13 protein-coding genes and 1 pseudogene are annotated in these 17,308 nt (G+C 61.1%); 5 read left to right on the top strand and 9 right to left on the bottom strand.

Features of this window, described 5'->3' with window-relative positions:
• Window positions 1-13 precede the first annotated feature (13 nt).
• From ftsA to lpxC, 3 genes are all read left to right on the top strand, one after another.
• Window positions 14-1,273 carry a cell division protein FtsA gene (ftsA, locus tag AABM54_RS21205; protein ID WP_347901937.1) on the top strand — a complete coding sequence of 420 codons (1,260 nt, stop codon included), beginning with the start codon at window positions 14-16 and terminating at the stop codon, window positions 1,271-1,273.
• A gap of 113 nt (window positions 1,274-1,386) precedes the next feature.
• Complete coding sequence (ftsZ, locus tag AABM54_RS21200; protein ID WP_347901936.1) at window positions 1,387-2,574, top strand: cell division protein FtsZ; 1,188 nt, start codon at window positions 1,387-1,389, stop codon at window positions 2,572-2,574.
• A 112-nt stretch (window positions 2,575-2,686) separates the two neighbouring features.
• A complete protein-coding gene (lpxC, locus tag AABM54_RS21195) occupies window positions 2,687-3,598 on the top strand; it encodes a UDP-3-O-acyl-N-acetylglucosamine deacetylase (RefSeq protein WP_347901935.1) in 912 nt (303 codons plus the stop codon).
• A gap of 180 nt (window positions 3,599-3,778) precedes the next feature.
• Here the strand turns inward: lpxC and AABM54_RS21190 are convergent, their stop codons facing one another.
• The 7 genes and pseudogenes from AABM54_RS21190 to AABM54_RS21160 all read right to left on the bottom strand — a co-directional run bounded on the left by AABM54_RS21190 (window position 3,779) and on the right by AABM54_RS21160 (window position 13,763).
• Window positions 3,779-5,284 carry a sensor domain-containing diguanylate cyclase gene (locus AABM54_RS21190; RefSeq protein WP_347901934.1) on the bottom strand — a complete coding sequence of 502 codons (1,506 nt, stop codon included), beginning with the start codon at window positions 5,282-5,284 and terminating at the stop codon, window positions 3,779-3,781.
• A gap of 160 nt (window positions 5,285-5,444) precedes the next feature.
• On the bottom strand, window positions 5,445-6,764 hold the full coding sequence (locus tag AABM54_RS21185) for an OprD family porin (protein WP_347901933.1): 1,320 nt from the start codon (window positions 6,762-6,764) through the stop codon (window positions 5,445-5,447).
• Window positions 6,765-6,961: 197 nt separating this feature from the next.
• Window positions 6,962-7,186 (bottom strand): hypothetical protein, encoded by a 225-nt coding sequence (locus tag AABM54_RS21180; RefSeq protein ID WP_347901932.1) that lies wholly within the window; start codon window positions 7,184-7,186, stop codon window positions 6,962-6,964.
• A gap of 280 nt (window positions 7,187-7,466) precedes the next feature.
• Complete coding sequence (locus tag AABM54_RS21175) at window positions 7,467-8,831, bottom strand: heavy metal sensor histidine kinase (protein WP_347901931.1); 1,365 nt, start codon at window positions 8,829-8,831, stop codon at window positions 7,467-7,469.
• Window positions 8,821-9,499: pseudogene (locus AABM54_RS21170) on the bottom strand (heavy metal response regulator transcription factor). Before AABM54_RS21170 ends, AABM54_RS21175 begins: the two are co-directional and overlap by 11 nt.
• Before the next feature lie 8 nt (window positions 9,500-9,507).
• Window positions 9,508-12,603: a multidrug efflux RND transporter permease subunit gene (locus AABM54_RS21165; RefSeq protein WP_347901930.1), complete on the bottom strand. Its 3,096-nt coding sequence runs from the start codon at window positions 12,601-12,603 to the stop codon at window positions 9,508-9,510.
• Window positions 12,600-13,763: an efflux RND transporter periplasmic adaptor subunit gene (locus AABM54_RS21160; protein ID WP_347901929.1), complete on the bottom strand. Its 1,164-nt coding sequence runs from the start codon at window positions 13,761-13,763 to the stop codon at window positions 12,600-12,602. The genes AABM54_RS21165 and AABM54_RS21160 overlap by 4 nt, the downstream gene beginning before the upstream one ends.
• Before the next feature lie 257 nt (window positions 13,764-14,020).
• Here AABM54_RS21160 and AABM54_RS21155 point away from each other — a divergent pair, with 257 nt between their 5' ends.
• Complete coding sequence (locus AABM54_RS21155) at window positions 14,021-14,269, top strand: hypothetical protein (RefSeq protein WP_347901928.1); 249 nt, start codon at window positions 14,021-14,023, stop codon at window positions 14,267-14,269.
• A 153-nt stretch (window positions 14,270-14,422) separates the two neighbouring features.
• Window positions 14,423-16,006: a PAS domain-containing methyl-accepting chemotaxis protein gene (locus AABM54_RS21150; protein ID WP_347901927.1), complete on the top strand. Its 1,584-nt coding sequence runs from the start codon at window positions 14,423-14,425 to the stop codon at window positions 16,004-16,006.
• A 59-nt stretch (window positions 16,007-16,065) separates the two neighbouring features.
• Here the strand turns inward: AABM54_RS21150 and AABM54_RS21145 are convergent, their stop codons facing one another.
• Window positions 16,066-16,815 (bottom strand): YkgJ family cysteine cluster protein, encoded by a 750-nt coding sequence (locus AABM54_RS21145; protein WP_347901926.1) that lies wholly within the window; start codon window positions 16,813-16,815, stop codon window positions 16,066-16,068.
• Window positions 16,816-16,898: 83 nt separating this feature from the next.
• A complete protein-coding gene (locus AABM54_RS21140; protein ID WP_347901925.1) occupies window positions 16,899-17,225 on the bottom strand; it encodes a hypothetical protein in 327 nt (108 codons plus the stop codon).
• Window positions 17,226-17,308: the final 83 nt, after the last annotated feature.

The raw sequence follows: 17,308 nt of genomic DNA, 5'->3' as shown, positions 1-17,308 counted from the left end.
GAGAGGCAGGACCATGGCAAACGTGCAAAGCGGCAAAATGATCGTCGGTCTGGATATCGGCACCTCCAAGGTAGTGGCGCTGGTAGGCGAGGTCTCGGACGACGGCACGCTGGAAATCGTCGGGATCGGCACCCATCCCTCGCGCGGCCTGAAGAAGGGCGTGGTGGTGAACATCGAGTCCACGGTGCAATCGATCCAGCGCGCCATCGAAGAAGCGCAGTTGATGGCCGGTTGCCGGATCCACTCGGCGTTCGTCGGCGTGGCGGGTAATCACATCCGCAGCCTGAACTCCCACGGCATCGTTGCGATCCGTGATCGCGAAGTCAGTTCGGCTGACCTCGAGCGCGTCCTCGACGCAGCCCAGGCTGTTGCGATCCCGGCTGACCAGCGGGTTCTGCACACCCTGCCGCAGGATTATGTGATCGACAACCAGGAAGGCGTTCGTGAACCCCTGGGCATGTCCGGCGTGCGTCTGGAAGCCAAGGTTCACGTCGTGACTTGCGCGGTGAACGCGGCACAGAACATTGAAAAATGCGTGCGTCGCTGTGGTCTGGAAATCGACGACATCATTCTTGAACAACTGGCTTCCGCGTACTCGGTGTTGACCGATGACGAGAAAGAACTGGGCGTTTGCCTGGTGGACATCGGTGGCGGCACCACCGACATCGCGATCTTCACCGAAGGCGCGATCCGTCACACCGCCGTGATCCCGATTGCGGGCGACCAGGTGACCAACGACATCGCCATGGCGTTGCGCACCCCGACCCAGTACGCCGAAGAAATCAAGATCCGTTACGCCTGCGCCCTGGCCAAACTGGCCGGTGCCGGTGAAACCATCAAGGTCCCAAGCGTCGGTGATCGTCCGCCACGCGAGCTGTCCCGCCAGGCCCTGGCCGAAGTGGTCGAGCCGCGTTACGACGAACTGTTCACGCTGATCCAGGCCGAACTGCGTCGCAGCGGCTACGAAGACCTGATCCCGGCCGGCATCGTGCTGACCGGCGGTACGTCGAAAATGGAAGGCGCGGTCGAACTGGCCGAAGAGATTTTCCACATGCCGGTGCGCCTGGGCGTGCCGCACGGCGTCAAGGGGCTGGACGACGTGGTGCGCAACCCGATTTATTCCACCGGCGTTGGATTGCTGATGTACGGCCTGCAAAAGCAGTCCGACGGGACGTCCTTCTCGGGCATCGGCAGCCGCGACAGTTACAGCAACGAAGAACCTAAAGCGGCCTTGCTCGACCGTATCAAGAGCTGGGTTCAGGGCAACTTCTAAAGATTTACCGCAATACAGCAGCAAGCAGGTTTCAAGCGGCAGGCAACACGCAGTAGGCAGTACGCAGTAGGCGCAGTAGGCGAAAAAACTAGAGAAATGAAAGGAGAGGGAACATGTTCGAACTCGTAGACAACATCCCGCAGAGCCCGGTAATCAAGGTTATCGGTGTTGGCGGTGGCGGCGGCAACGCCGTGAATCACATGGTCAAGAGCAACATTGAAGGCGTTGAGTTCATCTGCGCCAACACTGATGCCCAGGCGCTGAAAAGCATTGGCGCGCGGACCATCCTGCAACTGGGCACAGCCGTTACCAAAGGGCTGGGCGCGGGCGCGAACCCGGAAGTCGGTCGTCAGGCCGCTCTGGAAGACCGCGAGCGTATTGCCGAAGTGCTGCAGGGCACCAACATGGTGTTCATCACCACGGGCATGGGCGGCGGTACCGGTACCGGTGCTGCGCCGATCATTGCCGAAGTGGCCAAGGAAATGGGGATCCTCACCGTTGCGGTGGTGACCCGTCCGTTCCCGTTCGAAGGTCGCAAGCGCATGCAGATCGCCGATGAAGGCATCCGTCTGCTGTCTGAAAGCGTCGACTCGTTGATCACTATCCCCAACGAGAAGCTGCTGACCATCCTGGGTAAAGACGCCAGCCTTCTGTCGGCTTTTGCCAAGGCTGACGATGTACTGGCCGGTGCCGTTCGCGGTATCTCCGACATCATCAAGCGTCCGGGCATGATCAACGTCGACTTCGCGGACGTGCGTACCGTGATGAGCGAAATGGGCATGGCGATGATGGGCACTGGCTGCGCCAGCGGTCCGAACCGTGCACGCGAAGCAACGGAAGCGGCTATCCGCAACCCGCTGCTCGAAGACGTGAACCTGCAAGGTGCACGCGGCATCCTGGTGAACATCACCGCCGGTCCTGACCTGTCCCTGGGTGAGTATTCCGACGTGGGTAGCATCATCGAAGCCTTCGCTTCCGAGCACGCGATGGTCAAGGTCGGTACTGTTATCGATCCGGACATGCGCGATGAACTGCACGTGACCGTGGTTGCCACAGGTCTGGGCGCAAAAATCGAGAAGCCTGTAAAGGTCATCGACAATACCGTTCACACCTCCATGGCTGCTCAGGCGCCAGCCCCTGCTCGTCAGGAACTGCCGTCGGTCAACTACCGTGACCTGGACCGTCCAACTGTAATGCGCAACCAGGCTCAGGCCGGTGCAGCAGCAGCGGCGAAGCTGAATCCGCAAGATGATCTGGACTACCTGGACATCCCGGCTTTCCTGCGTCGCCAGGCCGATTGATGAAATGTATCAGGGGTATTAGGGTGATTGGTGTTCAGCAAAGGTCTGGTCTGCTATCATCGCCAGCCTTTGTTGATACCAGTTCGCAATTTGCGCTGAAGCGGCCCATGCCATGATTAAACAACGCACCCTGAAGAATATTATCCGTGCCACAGGTGTAGGCCTGCATTCCGGGGAGAAGGTTTACCTGACTCTCAAGCCTGCGCCTGTCGACACTGGCATTGTGTTTTGTCGTGCCGACCTCGACCCTGTGGTGCAGATTCCTGCTCGCGCGGAAAACGTTGGTGAAACCACTATGTCGACCACACTGGTCAACGGTGACACCAAAGTGGATACGGTGGAGCACTTGCTCTCGGCCATGGCTGGCCTGGGCATCGATAACGCCTACGTCGAGCTCTCCGCGTCCGAAGTCCCGATCATGGATGGTAGCGCTGGACCTTTCGTATTCCTGATTCAATCGGCCGGCCTGGAAGAACAGGACGCAGCCAAGAAGTTCATCCGCATCCTGCGTGAAGTGACAGTGGAAGACGGCGACAAGCGCGCCACTTTCGTCCCTTTCGAAGGATTCAAAGTGAGCTTCGAGATCGATTTCGATCACCCGGTGTTTCGCGACCGCACCCAAAGTGCCAGCGTGGATTTTTCCAGCACTTCGTTCGTAAAAGAAGTCAGTCGCGCCCGTACCTTTGGTTTCATGAGTGATATCGAGTACCTGCGCAAGCACAACCTCGCACTCGGCGGCAGCGTCGAAAACGCCATTGTGGTCGACGCGGATGGTGTACTGAACGAAGACGGCCTTCGCTATGAAGACGAATTCGTGAAGCACAAGATCCTCGATGCCATTGGTGACCTCTACCTGCTGGGCAACAGCCTGATAGGTGAGTTCAAAGGCTTCAAGTCGGGGCATGCACTGAACAACCAGCTTCTGCGCAAATTGATTGAGCAGAAAGATGCGTGGGAAGTCGTGACCTTCGAAGACGCCAGCACTGCGCCGATCTCTTACATGCGTCCGGTTGCGGCCGTGTAAGCATTACTCTCTTTCTTTAGTTTTTAAAGGCTGCCTTCGGGTGGCCTTTTTTTATGGTCTGGATAAAGAGGTTGCCTGTGTTTTTCGGGAGGCTGTTCGGGCCTCATCGCGGGCAAGTCGGATCGCCACACCGCTCGTGACTACGCGAGCGCGGCGCGGCTTTTGACACGCCAAACCCGTTCAGCCCGCAGCAACCACCCGGTTACGCCCGGTGTGCTTGGCGCGGTACAGCGCTTTGTCAGCCTCGAACATCAACGCATCAAGGCTCTCACCGGGTTCGCCCACCCACGTGCCGAGCCCGATGCTGACGGTGATCGGCGACGTGTCACCGTCGACCGGCGGTATTTGTTCGATGGCTGCGCGGATGTTCTCGGCGATACGCAGCGCGCCGCTGGGGTCGGTTTCGGCCAGGACCACACAAAACTCCTCGCCGCCATACCGTGCCACCAGGTCGGCCGGGCGACGGATATTCTGGCTGATGACCTGGGCGACGTTGCGCAGGGCGTCGTCGCCGACCTGGTGACCATGGCGATCATTGAACGCCTTGAAGTGGTCGGCATCGATCATCAACACCGACAGTGGCTTGCCGGAGCGTTGCGCGCGGGACCATTCACGGCTCAGTGCCTGATCCAGTGCGCGGCGGTTGGCCACGCCGGTCAATGCGTCGGTGGCTGCCAGTTGTGCCAGTTCCCGTTCGGCCTGCTGGCGTAGCCGCAGTTCGCGACACAGCAACCAGGTCAGCCACAGCAGGCCGAGGCACAGCACGCCGGTCGCGCCGCTGATCAGGATTGCGGTCCGCCGCCACGCGGCGAACACCTCTTCGGTGGACAGCGCGACGCTGACGGTCAAGGGCAGGTTGCCGACGCGCGAAAAGGTGTACAGACGATTTTTTTGGTCGATGCTCGAGACGCTGGTGAAGCTGCCGGTGCCTTCGCGCATGATGCGCACGACGTTGGGGCGGTTGCCGAAGCTCTGGCCGATGGCTGCATTGTTCAATATGGGTTTCTGCGCCAGCAGGATGCCGTCGCTGTTGAGCACGTTGAGGGTGCTGTCGCGTCCTATGTCCAGGCTGTTGAACAGTTCGTCGAAGTACGCCAGGTGCATGGAAGCAACGGCGACGCCGAGAAACTCGCCGGTCGAGGAGGAGATACGGCGGCTGAAACTGATGCGCCAGAGGTCCCGGTCATCGCAGTTGCAACGGGGCTTGAACGGGCGGCTGATGAACATCCCGGTGTCTTTGCTGAACACGTGGGCGAGGAAATAATCGCGGTCGGCGAAGTTGCCGGGCTTAGGGTCTACCCGCGACGAGTCGGCAATGACATTGCCGTGCTTGTCCAGCAACAGGAAGTCGCCCCGGAAGCGGGCGGTACTGGCACGGTCGAATAACACCAGATGGCGGATCTGTGGCGAAACCTTTTGCAGGTCGTCGCGCATGGAGGCGGTAATCAGGCCTTGCAGCGCCATGTCATAGAGTTCGACGTTGCGCAGTACATCGGCGTCGATCAGTTGCACGATGTTGGTCGCGCCACGGGTTGCCGACTGTTTGGCGTTGGCGTGTTCGCGGATCAACAAAAAAGTGACGATGCTGAGGATGGCGATAACGGTCAGAGAGCTGCCGAGGATCAACATGAGTTCGGGGCGTCCGGTTTTGATCGGAACCTCGAGGGGCGTGCGGCTCACAGTCATGGTTCTGATTTCTGCTGGAGGGACGGTATAAGCGTAGTGCCCGAACAGAGGGGCAGCGTCGCAGCGATCAGTTCATTGATGCGTGTTCATATGATGAGAATGTATAAATCCGGGACACAAAAAAGGCCAGCGAAAGATGCTGGCCCTTTGATGGGTGTGTTTAGAACACATCCATCGGGTAGTCGACGATCACCCGATACTCATCGGTGTCCTGATCAAGCGTGCCGTAGCCATTGCCACCACGGTTGGTCGCCCATTGCAGGCGGACCGCCAGATCCTTGGCCGCGCCGGCCTGAACCACGTACTTGAGGTCCAGGTCACGTTCCCAGTGTTTGGCGTGCTCGCCGTTCTGGTTGTACCAGGCTGCGTAACCACGGCTCTGCGGATCGACCTTGCTCAGGTCCAGTTCGCCACGCGAGTACGACACGGCCGAGGTCAGGCCCGGGAAGCCGAGGCCGGCGAAGTCGTAGGCGTACTTGAGTTTCCAGGAGCGTTCGTTCGGGCCGTTGAAGTCCGAGTACTGCTGGGAGTTGTCGAGGTAGATGCTGTCGCCCTGGGAGATGTAGTCGAACGGCGTGTTGCCGTTCACCCGCTGATACGCGGCGGTGACGCTGTGGTTACCAACGCCGACGGTGAAGTGCAGGCTGTAGGTGTTGTTGTCGATCTTGCCCAGCAGCGAATCGCCGGTGTCCTGGGTGTGATAGTAGTGCAGGCCCGGGTTCAGGCTGACCAGCTCGTTGACCGCGTAGGTGTAGTCGAGGTCGTAGTAGTACTGGTTCCAGATGTTCTTGAGTTCGGACGCATACAGGCTGCTGGTCAGCCCCGGCAAGCCGCTCCAGGCCACCCCGGCCCAGTTCAGGTGCTGGCTTTCGTCGCCGCTCGCCAGTTTGCCGTAGGACGTGCCGATGCGCTGGCGGCCGCTTTCGTTGTACGGCTTGGTGAAACTGGCCTGGCCACCTTCGATCATCCAGCCATCGAAGCTGTGGTTGGTCAGGCTGACGCCACGAAAGGTCTGCGGCAGCATGCGGCTCATGCCACCGGCAATCACCGGGTTGTTGAGGAACAGGTCGCCGGCCTTCAGTTCGGTGTCGAAGGCGCGCATTTTCAGGGTGCCGCCAGCGCTCGAGAACGAGCCCGGGGCTTTGCCGTTGCCGCTGCCGACCGGCAGGATGCTCGAGCCGTCGGTGCCGCCACCGCCGTCGAGTTTGAGCCCGAGCATGGCGTTGGCGTCAATACCGAAGCCGACCGTGCCCTGGGTGTAACCGGATTCGAAAATCCCGATGAAGCCCTGGCCCCATTCGATGTTGTCGTCGGTTCGCTGCAAACGGTTGCGGTTCATGTAGTAGTTGCGTGCGGTCAACTTGAGGCTGGAGCCTTCAACGAAACCTTCGCTTGTTGAGGTTTCAGCCGCTTGGGTACTGGCAGCCATCATTGCGGTCATTGCAATGAACAACGGGCTGAGTTTTAAAGTGATACTCACGTGGGGTACAGCTCCTTGGGTCTTTAACGAACTTTATTCTTTTAACTGAGCAGTGTTTGCAGTGGCCAGTTTCTTGTTAGAGAAGATGAACACGTATTACACAACGAAAAAAAGCCGCTGACAGCAGCGGCTTGAAGACAACTTCATCAGGGAAAGAGCCCCGTGAAGTGTCGAGGGAAACTAAGGGGTGTGGCGGATCAGCTGTCTTTCTCAACCTGGGGTTGAGTGTGATTGACGGATGTTTGCTGGGGTTGCACAGCGTTTTGCGCCTTGGCGGTCAGTTCTGCCCGGGACTTTTCGAAGGCGTCGGCCCGCGCGGCGTTTTGCGCGATAAAGGCAGGCGACTCTTCAGCCATGACGAACGGCGACATCAACAACGAAGACAAAACAAAAGCGCTGGCAATACCCATACTGTTGGACATGTTTAAAGACCTTCTTGCTTGGCAAGTGCTGTTTGGTGCGGCAAAAGTAAAGGTCTTCGGTGTTTCGAAAAAGAGCGGATTGCAGAAAGGACTGTTGCGCCATTAGCAATAGTCACGTCGACCTGTGGCGAGGGGCTTTTGTGGCGAGGGAGCTTGCTCCCGTTCGGCTGCGCAGCAGTCGTAAACCAGTCTTCAATATATGCCTGTTGAATCGCGGCTGGATTAATTGGGGCCGCTTCGCAGCCCGGCGCGAGCAAGCGTGCTCGCCACAGGGATAGCGCTAAACCGGTAGATAAATACCGAACGTGTTAACCCCGTCATCACTGCGCGCAAACACATCCCCGCCATGCATCAACGCAATCGCCTTGACGATCGCCAGCCCCAACCCGTGGTTGTTGCCGCTGTTGCTGCGTGAGGCGTCGACCCGATAAAACCGCTCGAACAATCGCGGCAGATGCTCACTGGCAATCGGCGCCCCCGGGTTGGCCACGCCGATACTCACCTGATGTTCCTCGGCCTCAATCCGTACCTCAATCACCTGCCCAGGCGCGGTGTGCTGCACCGCGTTGCTCAGCAGGTTGATCAGTGCTCGGCGCAGGTGGGCGATTTCAATCCGCACCTGGGCATCGCCGCTGACCTGGACCTTGACCTGCGCGTCTTCGAGGATGAAGTCGAGGTAGTCCAGGGTGGTCGCCACTTCATTGGCCAGCGAGGTCGAGGTCAGTTTGGTGGCCTTGCTGCCCTGATCGGCGCTGGCCAGAAACAGCATGTCGTTGATGATCGAGCGCAGGCGTTCGAGTTCTTCAAGGTTCGATTGCAGGACTTCGAAGTAATGTTCCGCCGAGCGTCCACGCGTCAGGGCGACCTGGGTCTGGCCGATCAGGTTGGTCAGTGGCGAGCGCAGTTCGTGGGCGACGTCGGCGTTGAACGACTCCAGGCGTGTGTAGGCTTGTTCGACCCGTGCCAGGGTGGAGTTGAACGCAGTGACGAACTGATCGAGTTCCGGTGGCAGCGGTGACAATTGCAGCCGTGCCGACAGCAACGGCGGCGCCAGTCGCTGGGCTTCCTGGGACAGTTTGATCAAGGGCTTGAGGCCGATCTTCGCCACCCAGTAACCCAGCGCCGAGGCCAGTACTACGCCGAGGATCGCCAGGCTGATCAGGGCCATCAACAATTGGTGCCGGGTTTCATAAATCGTGTGGGTGTCGATGCCGATCATGAAGCGCAGCGGCGGGCGCTGGTCCTTGGCCGGAAACTGGCTGACCAGCACTTTCAACGGGTAGGGCTGATCCGGCAGTTGCAGGTCGCGCATGCCCATCGGGCCTTCGGCGAAGGTGCGGATCTGCGGCGTGAGATGGCCGTATTCGTAACTTGCATCACCACTGATGATCCAGAAGCGGATGCGCTTGTCTTCCTCGCTGAGCAGATTGAGTTTGTTGTTGATCTTCACCCAATGCTCCGGCGTGCCGTAACGGCCCACCGTCGACTCCAGCACGCTGTAACGCGCATCCAGCTCGGCCTCGGGCAACAGGCCCAGGCCCTTGTCGACCTGTTGATACAACGCCCAGCCAATCACCAGGAACACCAGCGCCGCCACCAGCGTGAACAGACCACTGAGGCGCAGGGCGATGGAGTTACGAGGCACGACGGCTCTCCAGTACGTAACCCATGCCGCGAATGGTGTGCAGCAGTTTCTCTTCGAACGGCCCGTCGAGTTTGGCGCGCAGGCGTTTGATCGCGACTTCGACGACATTGGCGTCGCTGTCGAAATTGATGTCCCAGACCATTTCGGCGATGGCGGTTTTCGAGAGGATTTCGCCCTGGCGCCGGGCCAGCACGCTGAGCAGCGAAAACTCCTTGGCGGTGAGGTCCAGTCGCGTCCCGGCACGGGTGGCCTTGCGGCTGATCAAATCGATCCACAGGTCGGCGATGGTCACTTGCACCGGCTCATGACCACCGCTGCGGCGGGTCAAGGCTTGCAGGCGCGCCACCAGTTCTAGAAAGGAAAAGGGTTTGCCCAGGTAATCGTCGGCCCCGTCGCGCAGGCCTTTGACCCGGTCTTCGACGCGTTCGCGGGCGGTGAGCATGATCACCGGGGTTTGCTTGCGTGCCCGCAGCGCGCGCAGTACGTCATACCCGTCGAGGCCCTGGCAGCATCACGTCAAGGATGATCACCGCGTAATCGGTTTCCAGCGCCAGGTGCAGGCCTTCGACCCCGTCCGGGGCGCGGTCCACGGTGTAGCCCTGTTCCGTCAGGCCGCGGCGCAGGTAGTCCGCGGTTTTTTCTTCGTCTTCGATAATCAGAACGCGCATGACCCGCCTCAGTGTGTGCTCGCCAGCGCAGGCGCTGGTGTGGGCCGATGGAATAGCCGCTCTAGCCACAAGTATATGACCGGCGTGGTAAACAGCGTCAGGGCCTGGCTGACCAGCAACCCGCCGACCACCGCGATCCCCAGTGGCTGGCGCAGTTCGGCACCGGTGCCGTAGCCGAGCATCAGCGGCAGCGCGCCGAGCAGGGCGGCGAGGGTGGTCATGATGATCGGCCGGAACCGTGTCAGGCAGGCTTCGTAGATTGCTTCTTCGGGAGGCAGCCCTCGATTGCGCTGGGCGTCGAGGGCGAAGTCGATCATCAGGATCCCGTTTTTCTTGACGATCCCGATCAGCAGCACCAGGCCGATCAGCGCCATGATCGAGAAGTCCTGCCCCAGAATCCACAGCAGCATCAGGGCACCGAGCCCGGCCGAAGGCAGGGTGGAGATGATCGTCAGCGGGTGCACGAAACTCTCGTAGAGCACGCCAAGGATGATGTACACCGCCACCAGCGCCGCGAGAATCAGCCACGGCTGGCTGGCCAGCGAACTCTGGAATGCCTGCGCCGCGCCCTGGAAGTTGCCGTTGACCGAGGCCGGCATGCCGATTTCGCTTTTCGCCTGATTGAGCATGATCACCGCGTCACCCAGTGCGACGCCGGGGGCCAGGTTGAATGACAGGTTGGCGGCCGGGAACATGCCGTCATGGGCGATGGACAACGGGCCGATGGTGGGCGCGTCGAACCTGGCCAATGCCGACAGCGGCACCATTTCACCGCTCAGCGGCGAGCGCAGGTAGAAGTAGGCCAGGCTTTCGGCCTTGCCGCGCTGGCGGGTGTCGAGTTCGAGGATCACGTTGTACTGGTTGATCTCGGTCTGGAACTCGTTGATCTGCCGCTGCCCGAAGGCGTCGTACAGCGCTTCGTCGACGTCGCTGGCGGTCAACCCGAAACGTGCCGCAGCCGCCCGGTCGATGTTGATGTGGGTGATGCTGCCGCCCAGTTGCAGGTCGTTGGAAATGTCGCGAAACGCCGGGTTGCCACGCAGTTTTTCCGTCAGGCGCTGGGTCCAGGTGTTCAGCGTCGGGCCGTCGTTGCTCTTGAGCACGTACTGATACTGGGCGCGGCTGGGGCCGGAGCTGAGGTTGATGTCTTGCCCGGCACGCAGGTACAGGACGATGCCGGGCACTTTCATCAGCTGTGGGCGAATCCGGTCGATGAACTGGCTGGCCGACACATCGCGGTCACCGCGTTTTTTCAGGGCAATCCAGAAGCGCCCGTTGGCGATGGTCTGGTTGCTGCCCGAGACGCCCACCGAATGGGAGAAGGCTTGCACCGCCGGATCGGCAGCTACGATTTCGGCCATCGCCAAGTGTTTTTTCACCATGTCAGTGTAGGAAATATCGGCGGTCGCTTCCGTGGTCCCGAGCACAAAACCCGTGTCCTGAACCGGGAAGAACCCCTTGGGGATAAACACGTAGCCGGCAATCGCCATGCACAGTGTCAGGCCGAAGATCCCCAGCATCAGTTTCTGATGGGCCAGGGCCCGGCGCAGGCCTTGTTCATAGAGCGCCAGCAAGCGTTCGCCGAACGTGGCTTTGGCGTGGGCGTGATGCTCTGGTGCGCGCATGAACAGCGCGGCCAGGGTGGGCGCCAGGGTCAGGGACACCACCACCGAAATCATGATGGTCGAGGTGGCGGTCAGGGCGAATTCCTTGAACAAACGGCCCACCACGCCGCCCATGAACAGCAGCGGAATGAACGCCGCCACCAGCGAGAAGCTGATTGAAACCACGGTAAAACCAATCTCGCCAGCGCCTTTGATCGCCGCTTCACGCATGCCGTCGCCGGCCTCCAGATGACGGTGGATGTTTTCCACCACCACGATGGCATCGTCGACCACGAAGCCCACGGCGATCACGATCGCCACCAGCGTCAGGTTGTTCAGGCTGAAACCCATCACGTACATCAAGGCGAAACTGGCGATCAGTGACACCCCGAGTACGCTGGCGACGATCAGCGTTGCCGACCATTGGCGCAGGAACAGCGCCATGACTGCGACCACCAGCAACACCGCGATCAGCAGGGTGACTTCCACTTCGTGCAGCGAGGCGCGAATGGTCTGCGTGCGGTCGATCAGCACGTTGACCTGCACTGATGCGGGAAGCATGGCTTGAAGGCCTGGCAAAGCGGCCTGAATCCGGTCCACGGTCTCGACGATGTTGGCCCCCGGTTGCCGCGAGATCACCAGATTCACCCCCGGTTCGTCACCGGACCAGGCCTGGACGTAGGCGTTTTCCGAGCCATTGACTACCTTCGCCACATCCTTGAGCTGGACCGGCGCTCCGTTCTTATAGGAGACGATGAGTTGGCCGTACTCCTCGGGATGGAACAACTGATCGTTGGTCGACAGCGTGGAAATACTCGACTCGCCGTACAACGCACCTTTGGCCAGGTTGAGGCTGGTTTGCTGGATCGCCAGGCGAATGTCGGCGAGTGTCAGGCCGATGGCCGCGAGTTTGTCGGCCGAGGCCTGGACCCGGATTGCCGGGCGTTGCTGGCCGGTGATGTTGATCTGGCCAACCCCGTCGATCTGGCTCAGTTGTCGCGCCAGCAGGGTTTCGGCGTAGTCGCTGAGTTCGGTGCCGGGTATTTGCGTGGAGCTGATGCTGAGGATCAGCACCGGGCTGTCGGCCGGGTTGACCTTGCGCCAGGTCGGCAGCGTCGGCATGTCCTTGGGCAGTTTGCCGGCGGCGGTGTTGATGGCGGCCTGCACTTCCTGCGCGGCGGTGTCGATGCTTTTGTCGAGGGTGAATTGCAGGGTCAGGTTGGTCGAACCCAAGGCGCTGCTGGAGGTCATTTGGGTCATGCCGGGGATGGCGCTGAACTGCACTTCCAAAGGCGTGGCCACTGACGAGGCCATGGTGTCCGGGCTGGCGCCGGGTAACTGGGCGGCGACCTGAATCGTCGGGAACTCGGCTTCCGGCAGCGGCGCAATCGGCAGGCGCGGGAAGGCAATCAGCCCCAGCAGCACCAGGGCGAAGGTCAGCAGGACGGTCGCGACCGGGTGGTCGATGCACCAGGCGGAAATCGAGCCCCGGCCTTTCATGGCCGCTGCTCCGGCGCGGCAGCCTGGGTCACGGCCGGTGGGGCGCCGAGCACTTGCACGGTGGCCCCCGGCTTGAGTCGTGACTGGCCGTCACTGACCAGCACGTCGCCGGCCTGCACGCCCTTGATGATGTTCAGCTCACTGTCCTGGTAGACCATGTGCACCGGCACGGTTTCGACTTTGTCACCTTTGACCCGGTACACGAAATGCTGGTCCAGGCCTCGCTGGACCACGCCCGGCGGCACCACCAGGGCGCCTTTGTCGAGAGCGGTCTGGATCTTGACCGTCACCAATTGCCCAGGCCAGAGCCGTTGCGTGGCGTTGTCGAACTCAGCCTTGGCGCGCAGGGTCCCGGTGTTGGCATTGATCTGGTTGTCGATCAGCGTCAAATGGCCTTCGCCCAGCAAATCGCCGGTAGCACCGTCGGCGCCAATGTAGGCATCCACCGCAGCAGGCTGCGGGGCGGCGATCAGCCGTTGCAGGGTCGGCAGCATCTGCTGCGGCAGGGAAAACTCGACCGCGATCGGGTCGATCTGGGTCACCGAAAACAACCCTTGGGTATCGCTCATGCGCAGGAAGTTACCTTCGTCGACGGTACGGATACCGACCCGCCCCGTCACCGGCGAGCGAATCTGCGTGTACGAAAGCTGTACCTGCGCGGCATCAATGGCGGCCTGATTGCCCTGCGCCGTGGCTTTCAACTGATTGACCAGCGCCTGTTGCTGGTCGTAGGTCTGTTTGGACACGCCGTCATCGACCGTCAGCAGTTTGTAGCGCTTGAGATTGACCTCGGCCACCTGCAACTGCGCCTGGCTTTCGCCCAGTTGGGCGCGGGCCTGATCGAGGCTGGCGCGGATCGTTCGATCATCGAGGGTCGCCAGCAGGTCGCCGGTCTTGACCAGTTGGCCCTCCTTGACCAGCAGTTTGGTGAGGATGCCGTCTATCTGCGGCCGGATCACCACGCTGTGCAAGGACAGCACCGAACCGATCCCGCTGACGTAGCGTGGCACGTCCTGTTCAACCACGCTGACCACGCGTACCGGAATCGCGCTCGGTGCAACGAGGCGGGCACTCGCCGGTTTGAGTGCGACCCAGGTGGCCACCGCCACGGCGACTGCCAGCAGGCCTGTAATCGCGAGGGTTTTTCCAGGAATAAGCATGGGTATCGAGCGCCGGGGCAAAAGGGTCGGATATTAATGGTTCACTTATAAACCGATGATCGGGTCGGCACCGTGACGGCTAACTGTCAGCGCTGTCAGAAAGGCTGCGGCGAGCGTTCATCTTCGGGCCAGAGTGTGTGCTGTCCGGCTGCAATTTGCCGCTGGTAACTTGAAGCTTGCGGCTGCGCTTCTCGTTATACTGCCGCCTTTCGCGGCTCATCATCCGGGCCCGACTCAATGCAACACCCGGAGCTTTCATGACTTCCCCGACACAACCGCCTGTGGCTGAAAACGACCAGGCTGACCTGCCAGACAGCGTCGACTCCAGCGCCGACAGCGAAACCAAAGCCGCGATCCCGGCTTTCAAGTTCCCGTTCAAACCGGGTGAACTGGCCGCTGCCAAAAACGCCAATCAGCCGTGGTACAAGAACGGCGCCAAGAACGGCCACACCAAGACCCCCGGCGCAGCGCCTCCCGGCACTCGTCGCTCGATGGGCAAACGCTGAGTCGCCAGCCAGGCTGACAAGCCCGGTTTATCGGGTTTTCAGTCGCAATGATGGCTAAGTGCTCATTTCCTGAGCCAGATCAGTATTTGCGGAATCAGTGCGCTTAGAGTCAGCAGCCCTGCCGACTCTTCCAATAAAACGAGCGCGCTCTCCATGAAGATCAATCTCCCGGTAACGGGGCGAAATGTGGATTTTGCCCCCGACGCGAACATTCTTTCGACCACCGATCTGACTAGCGCGATCACCTACGCCAACGCCGATTTTATTCAGATCAGCGGTTACAGCCGGGAAGAGTTGCTGGGCTCACCTCACCATTTGCTTCGTCACCCCGACATGCCCTCGGCCGCGTTCGGCCATATGTGGCGCACGCTCAAGCGGGGCCGCTCATGGATGGGTATGGTCAAGAATCGCTGCAAAAACGGTGATCACTATTGGGTCAGTGCCTATGTCACGCCGGTGACGCAGGGCGGGCAGGCGATGGAATACCAGTCCGTGCGCACCAAACCCAGCGCGGAGCAGATCGAGGCGGCCGAAAAAGCCTACGCCCGGATGCGCAGCACCCGTTCGCCGTTATGGCGACAACTGCCGGCGCCAGGGTTGAAGCTCAAACTGTGGGCGTCGTTCAGTGCGGTGCTGGCCTTGAGCCTGGCGGCGGCCGATTGGCTGACGTCCTGGTCGCCGTGGTGGTCGTTGCTGGTGCTGGTGGTTGGCAGCGGCGTTGCCGGGATTGCCGTCAGCCTGGCGTTGCGTCCGCTGGGGCGCTTGACCGAGCGGGCCCGGGTGATTGCCGATAACCCGCTGAGCCAGGGAATTTATACCGGGCGCCGGGATGAGTTCGGTCAGGTCGAGTTTGCCTTGCAGATGCTCGAAGCGCAGGTCGGCGCGGTGGTGGGCCGTATTGGCGATGCCTCGCAACGCCTGGCGGGCCACGCGGCCGAGTTGGTCGAACACCTGCAAAGCAGCCACAGCAGCACCCTTGATCAGCAGGCGGAAACCGATCAGGTCGCCGCCGCGATTCATCAGATGGCGGCCAGTGTGGCGCAGGTCGCCAGCCATGCGCAGCAGGCCTCGCAGGCAGCCGACCAGGCGGAAAGTGAAACCCGCGAAGGTCATCATCTGGTGGGCGAAAGCCGCAGCGCGGTGTTGCGCCTGGCCACCGAACTGTCTCGTGCCACCGAGGTGATTCATCAACTGGAAGGGCACAGCACGGATATTTCCGGGGTGCTGGAGGTGATCCGCAGCATTGCCGATCAAACCAACCTGCTGGCACTCAACGCCGCCATCGAGGCCGCCCGCGCAGGCGACGCCGGCCGTGGTTTTGCGGTGGTGGCCGATGAGGTGCGGGGGCTGGCGCAGCGCACGCAGCAGTCGACGAATGAAATCCAGCGGATGATCAGCACCCTGCAAAACGGTGCGCGGGACGCGGTGCAGGTGATGCAGCTAAGCAGCGAGCATGTGGAAAACAGCGTCGACCAGGCCCAACGCGCCGCAACGGCGCTGGACGGCATCAGCCAGCGGGTCAACCAGATTACCGAAATGAGCCTGCAAATTGCCGCTGCCGTGGAGCAGCAAAGTGCGGTCAGCGAAGACATCAACCGCAACATCATCAGCATTCGCACCGCGTGCGAGGCCACGGTCTGCGCCGGACAGCAGAGCCACGTCAATTCAGAGGACGTGGCGGGGCTGGCGGGTGACTTGCAACTGCTGGCGCGCGAGTTCTGGAACAAGCGCGGGTAGTTGATCATTCCTGCGTGAGAGTCGGGCACAGCTTCCCGGCAGCGCAGGGGGCGAGGTGCTTATGCGGCGCGCAGGGAGATGAACGCATAGTTCTGGGGGGCGACCGTTGTCAGGTGAGCGCCAGCGGCTTGCACCTGTCCGGCGATGTCATCGCCCGAGACATGGAACAGCCATTCGCCCGCCGAATCCGGCAACGGCGCTGCCTGAACCTGATCAATGGCTTGGGCAAACGCGGCCATGTCCGGCAGGTACGCGGTGAAGCCGTCACCTTTAAGGGCTGTGGTACGAATCCCCAGCCGTTCGCAAATCGCTTCCTTGGCCTGAATGTCGTCGCGGTCCGCCTGACGTGAGTGCTGGATCAGCATTGCCAGTTCCTGGTCCACTAACTGGCCACCGACGATCAGCGCCGGGCCCTGTTCCCAGGATTCGGGCGGGCAATCCTTGGCGCTCGGGTTCAGGGGAATGTGCGGGTTGATTTCCATCGGGTAGATGCGGCACACCAGTGGTCGGCGCTCGTAGATGCCGCACCGGTTGTCTTCGTCAAGATTCCGGCAGGGACCGGCGTTGTACGCGGCAAAGGTGATTGCCACGTGGGCCTGGGTCTCGCCGCTCTGAACGATCACCGAACGGCGTTCGGCGTGTTCGCGTTGTTGCACTGGCAGGCCCAGGCCATTGCCGAGAAAACCTTCCACCAGCACGATCACTGTGCCGCCATCCGCCGCCCACATGCGGGCTTCGGCGAGGGTCAGGGGGACGTGGTGGTCGTTGCAGCATTTGCCGCAGCCTACGCAGGAATAGGTCGTGTTCATCGGGTGGCCGGTCGCATTCCAGAGGTGTCGGCGATGGCGAAAAACCACCGCGAAGGGCCCTGTCAAAGCAAGTTGTGCGCCAGTCACCGGGGCTGATCGGACGAACGGATCGAGTCCCATTCGGTGACCACCGCGGTTCTGGATTTTTTGTTGTACAGGCACAACTCGGTGCCTTGCTGGCCTTTCATGTGTTTTTGCGGGTATTGGCCTTGCAGCAACAGCGCGGTGTAACCGACCCGGTCGTCGAACTGTGCGGGGTTGCCGACGGGTTTGGGGTGGCTCAATTGGCTGGCCTGGGTGCAACTGGCGAGTACGGCTTTGTCGAAGGCGGCCCAGGCGTCCGGGCTGGAGGCCTGCGCCAGAGAGGCCAGGGCGGTGAAGCAGAAGACGGTCAGGGTGGCAGCTTTCATGGTTGGGGCATCCTTGGGGGAACCAAGGTTGGAGTATGCCTGATGGTGTTGGGTGGGTTGGGCGGGCCTCATCGTGGGCAAGC

The organism is Pseudomonas purpurea (assembly GCF_039908635.1).
Taxonomy (GTDB): domain Bacteria; phylum Pseudomonadota; class Gammaproteobacteria; order Pseudomonadales; family Pseudomonadaceae; genus Aquipseudomonas; species Aquipseudomonas purpurea.
Note: the sequence above shows the minus strand (reverse complement) of the source record. Positions and strands in the feature narration are given on the sequence as shown.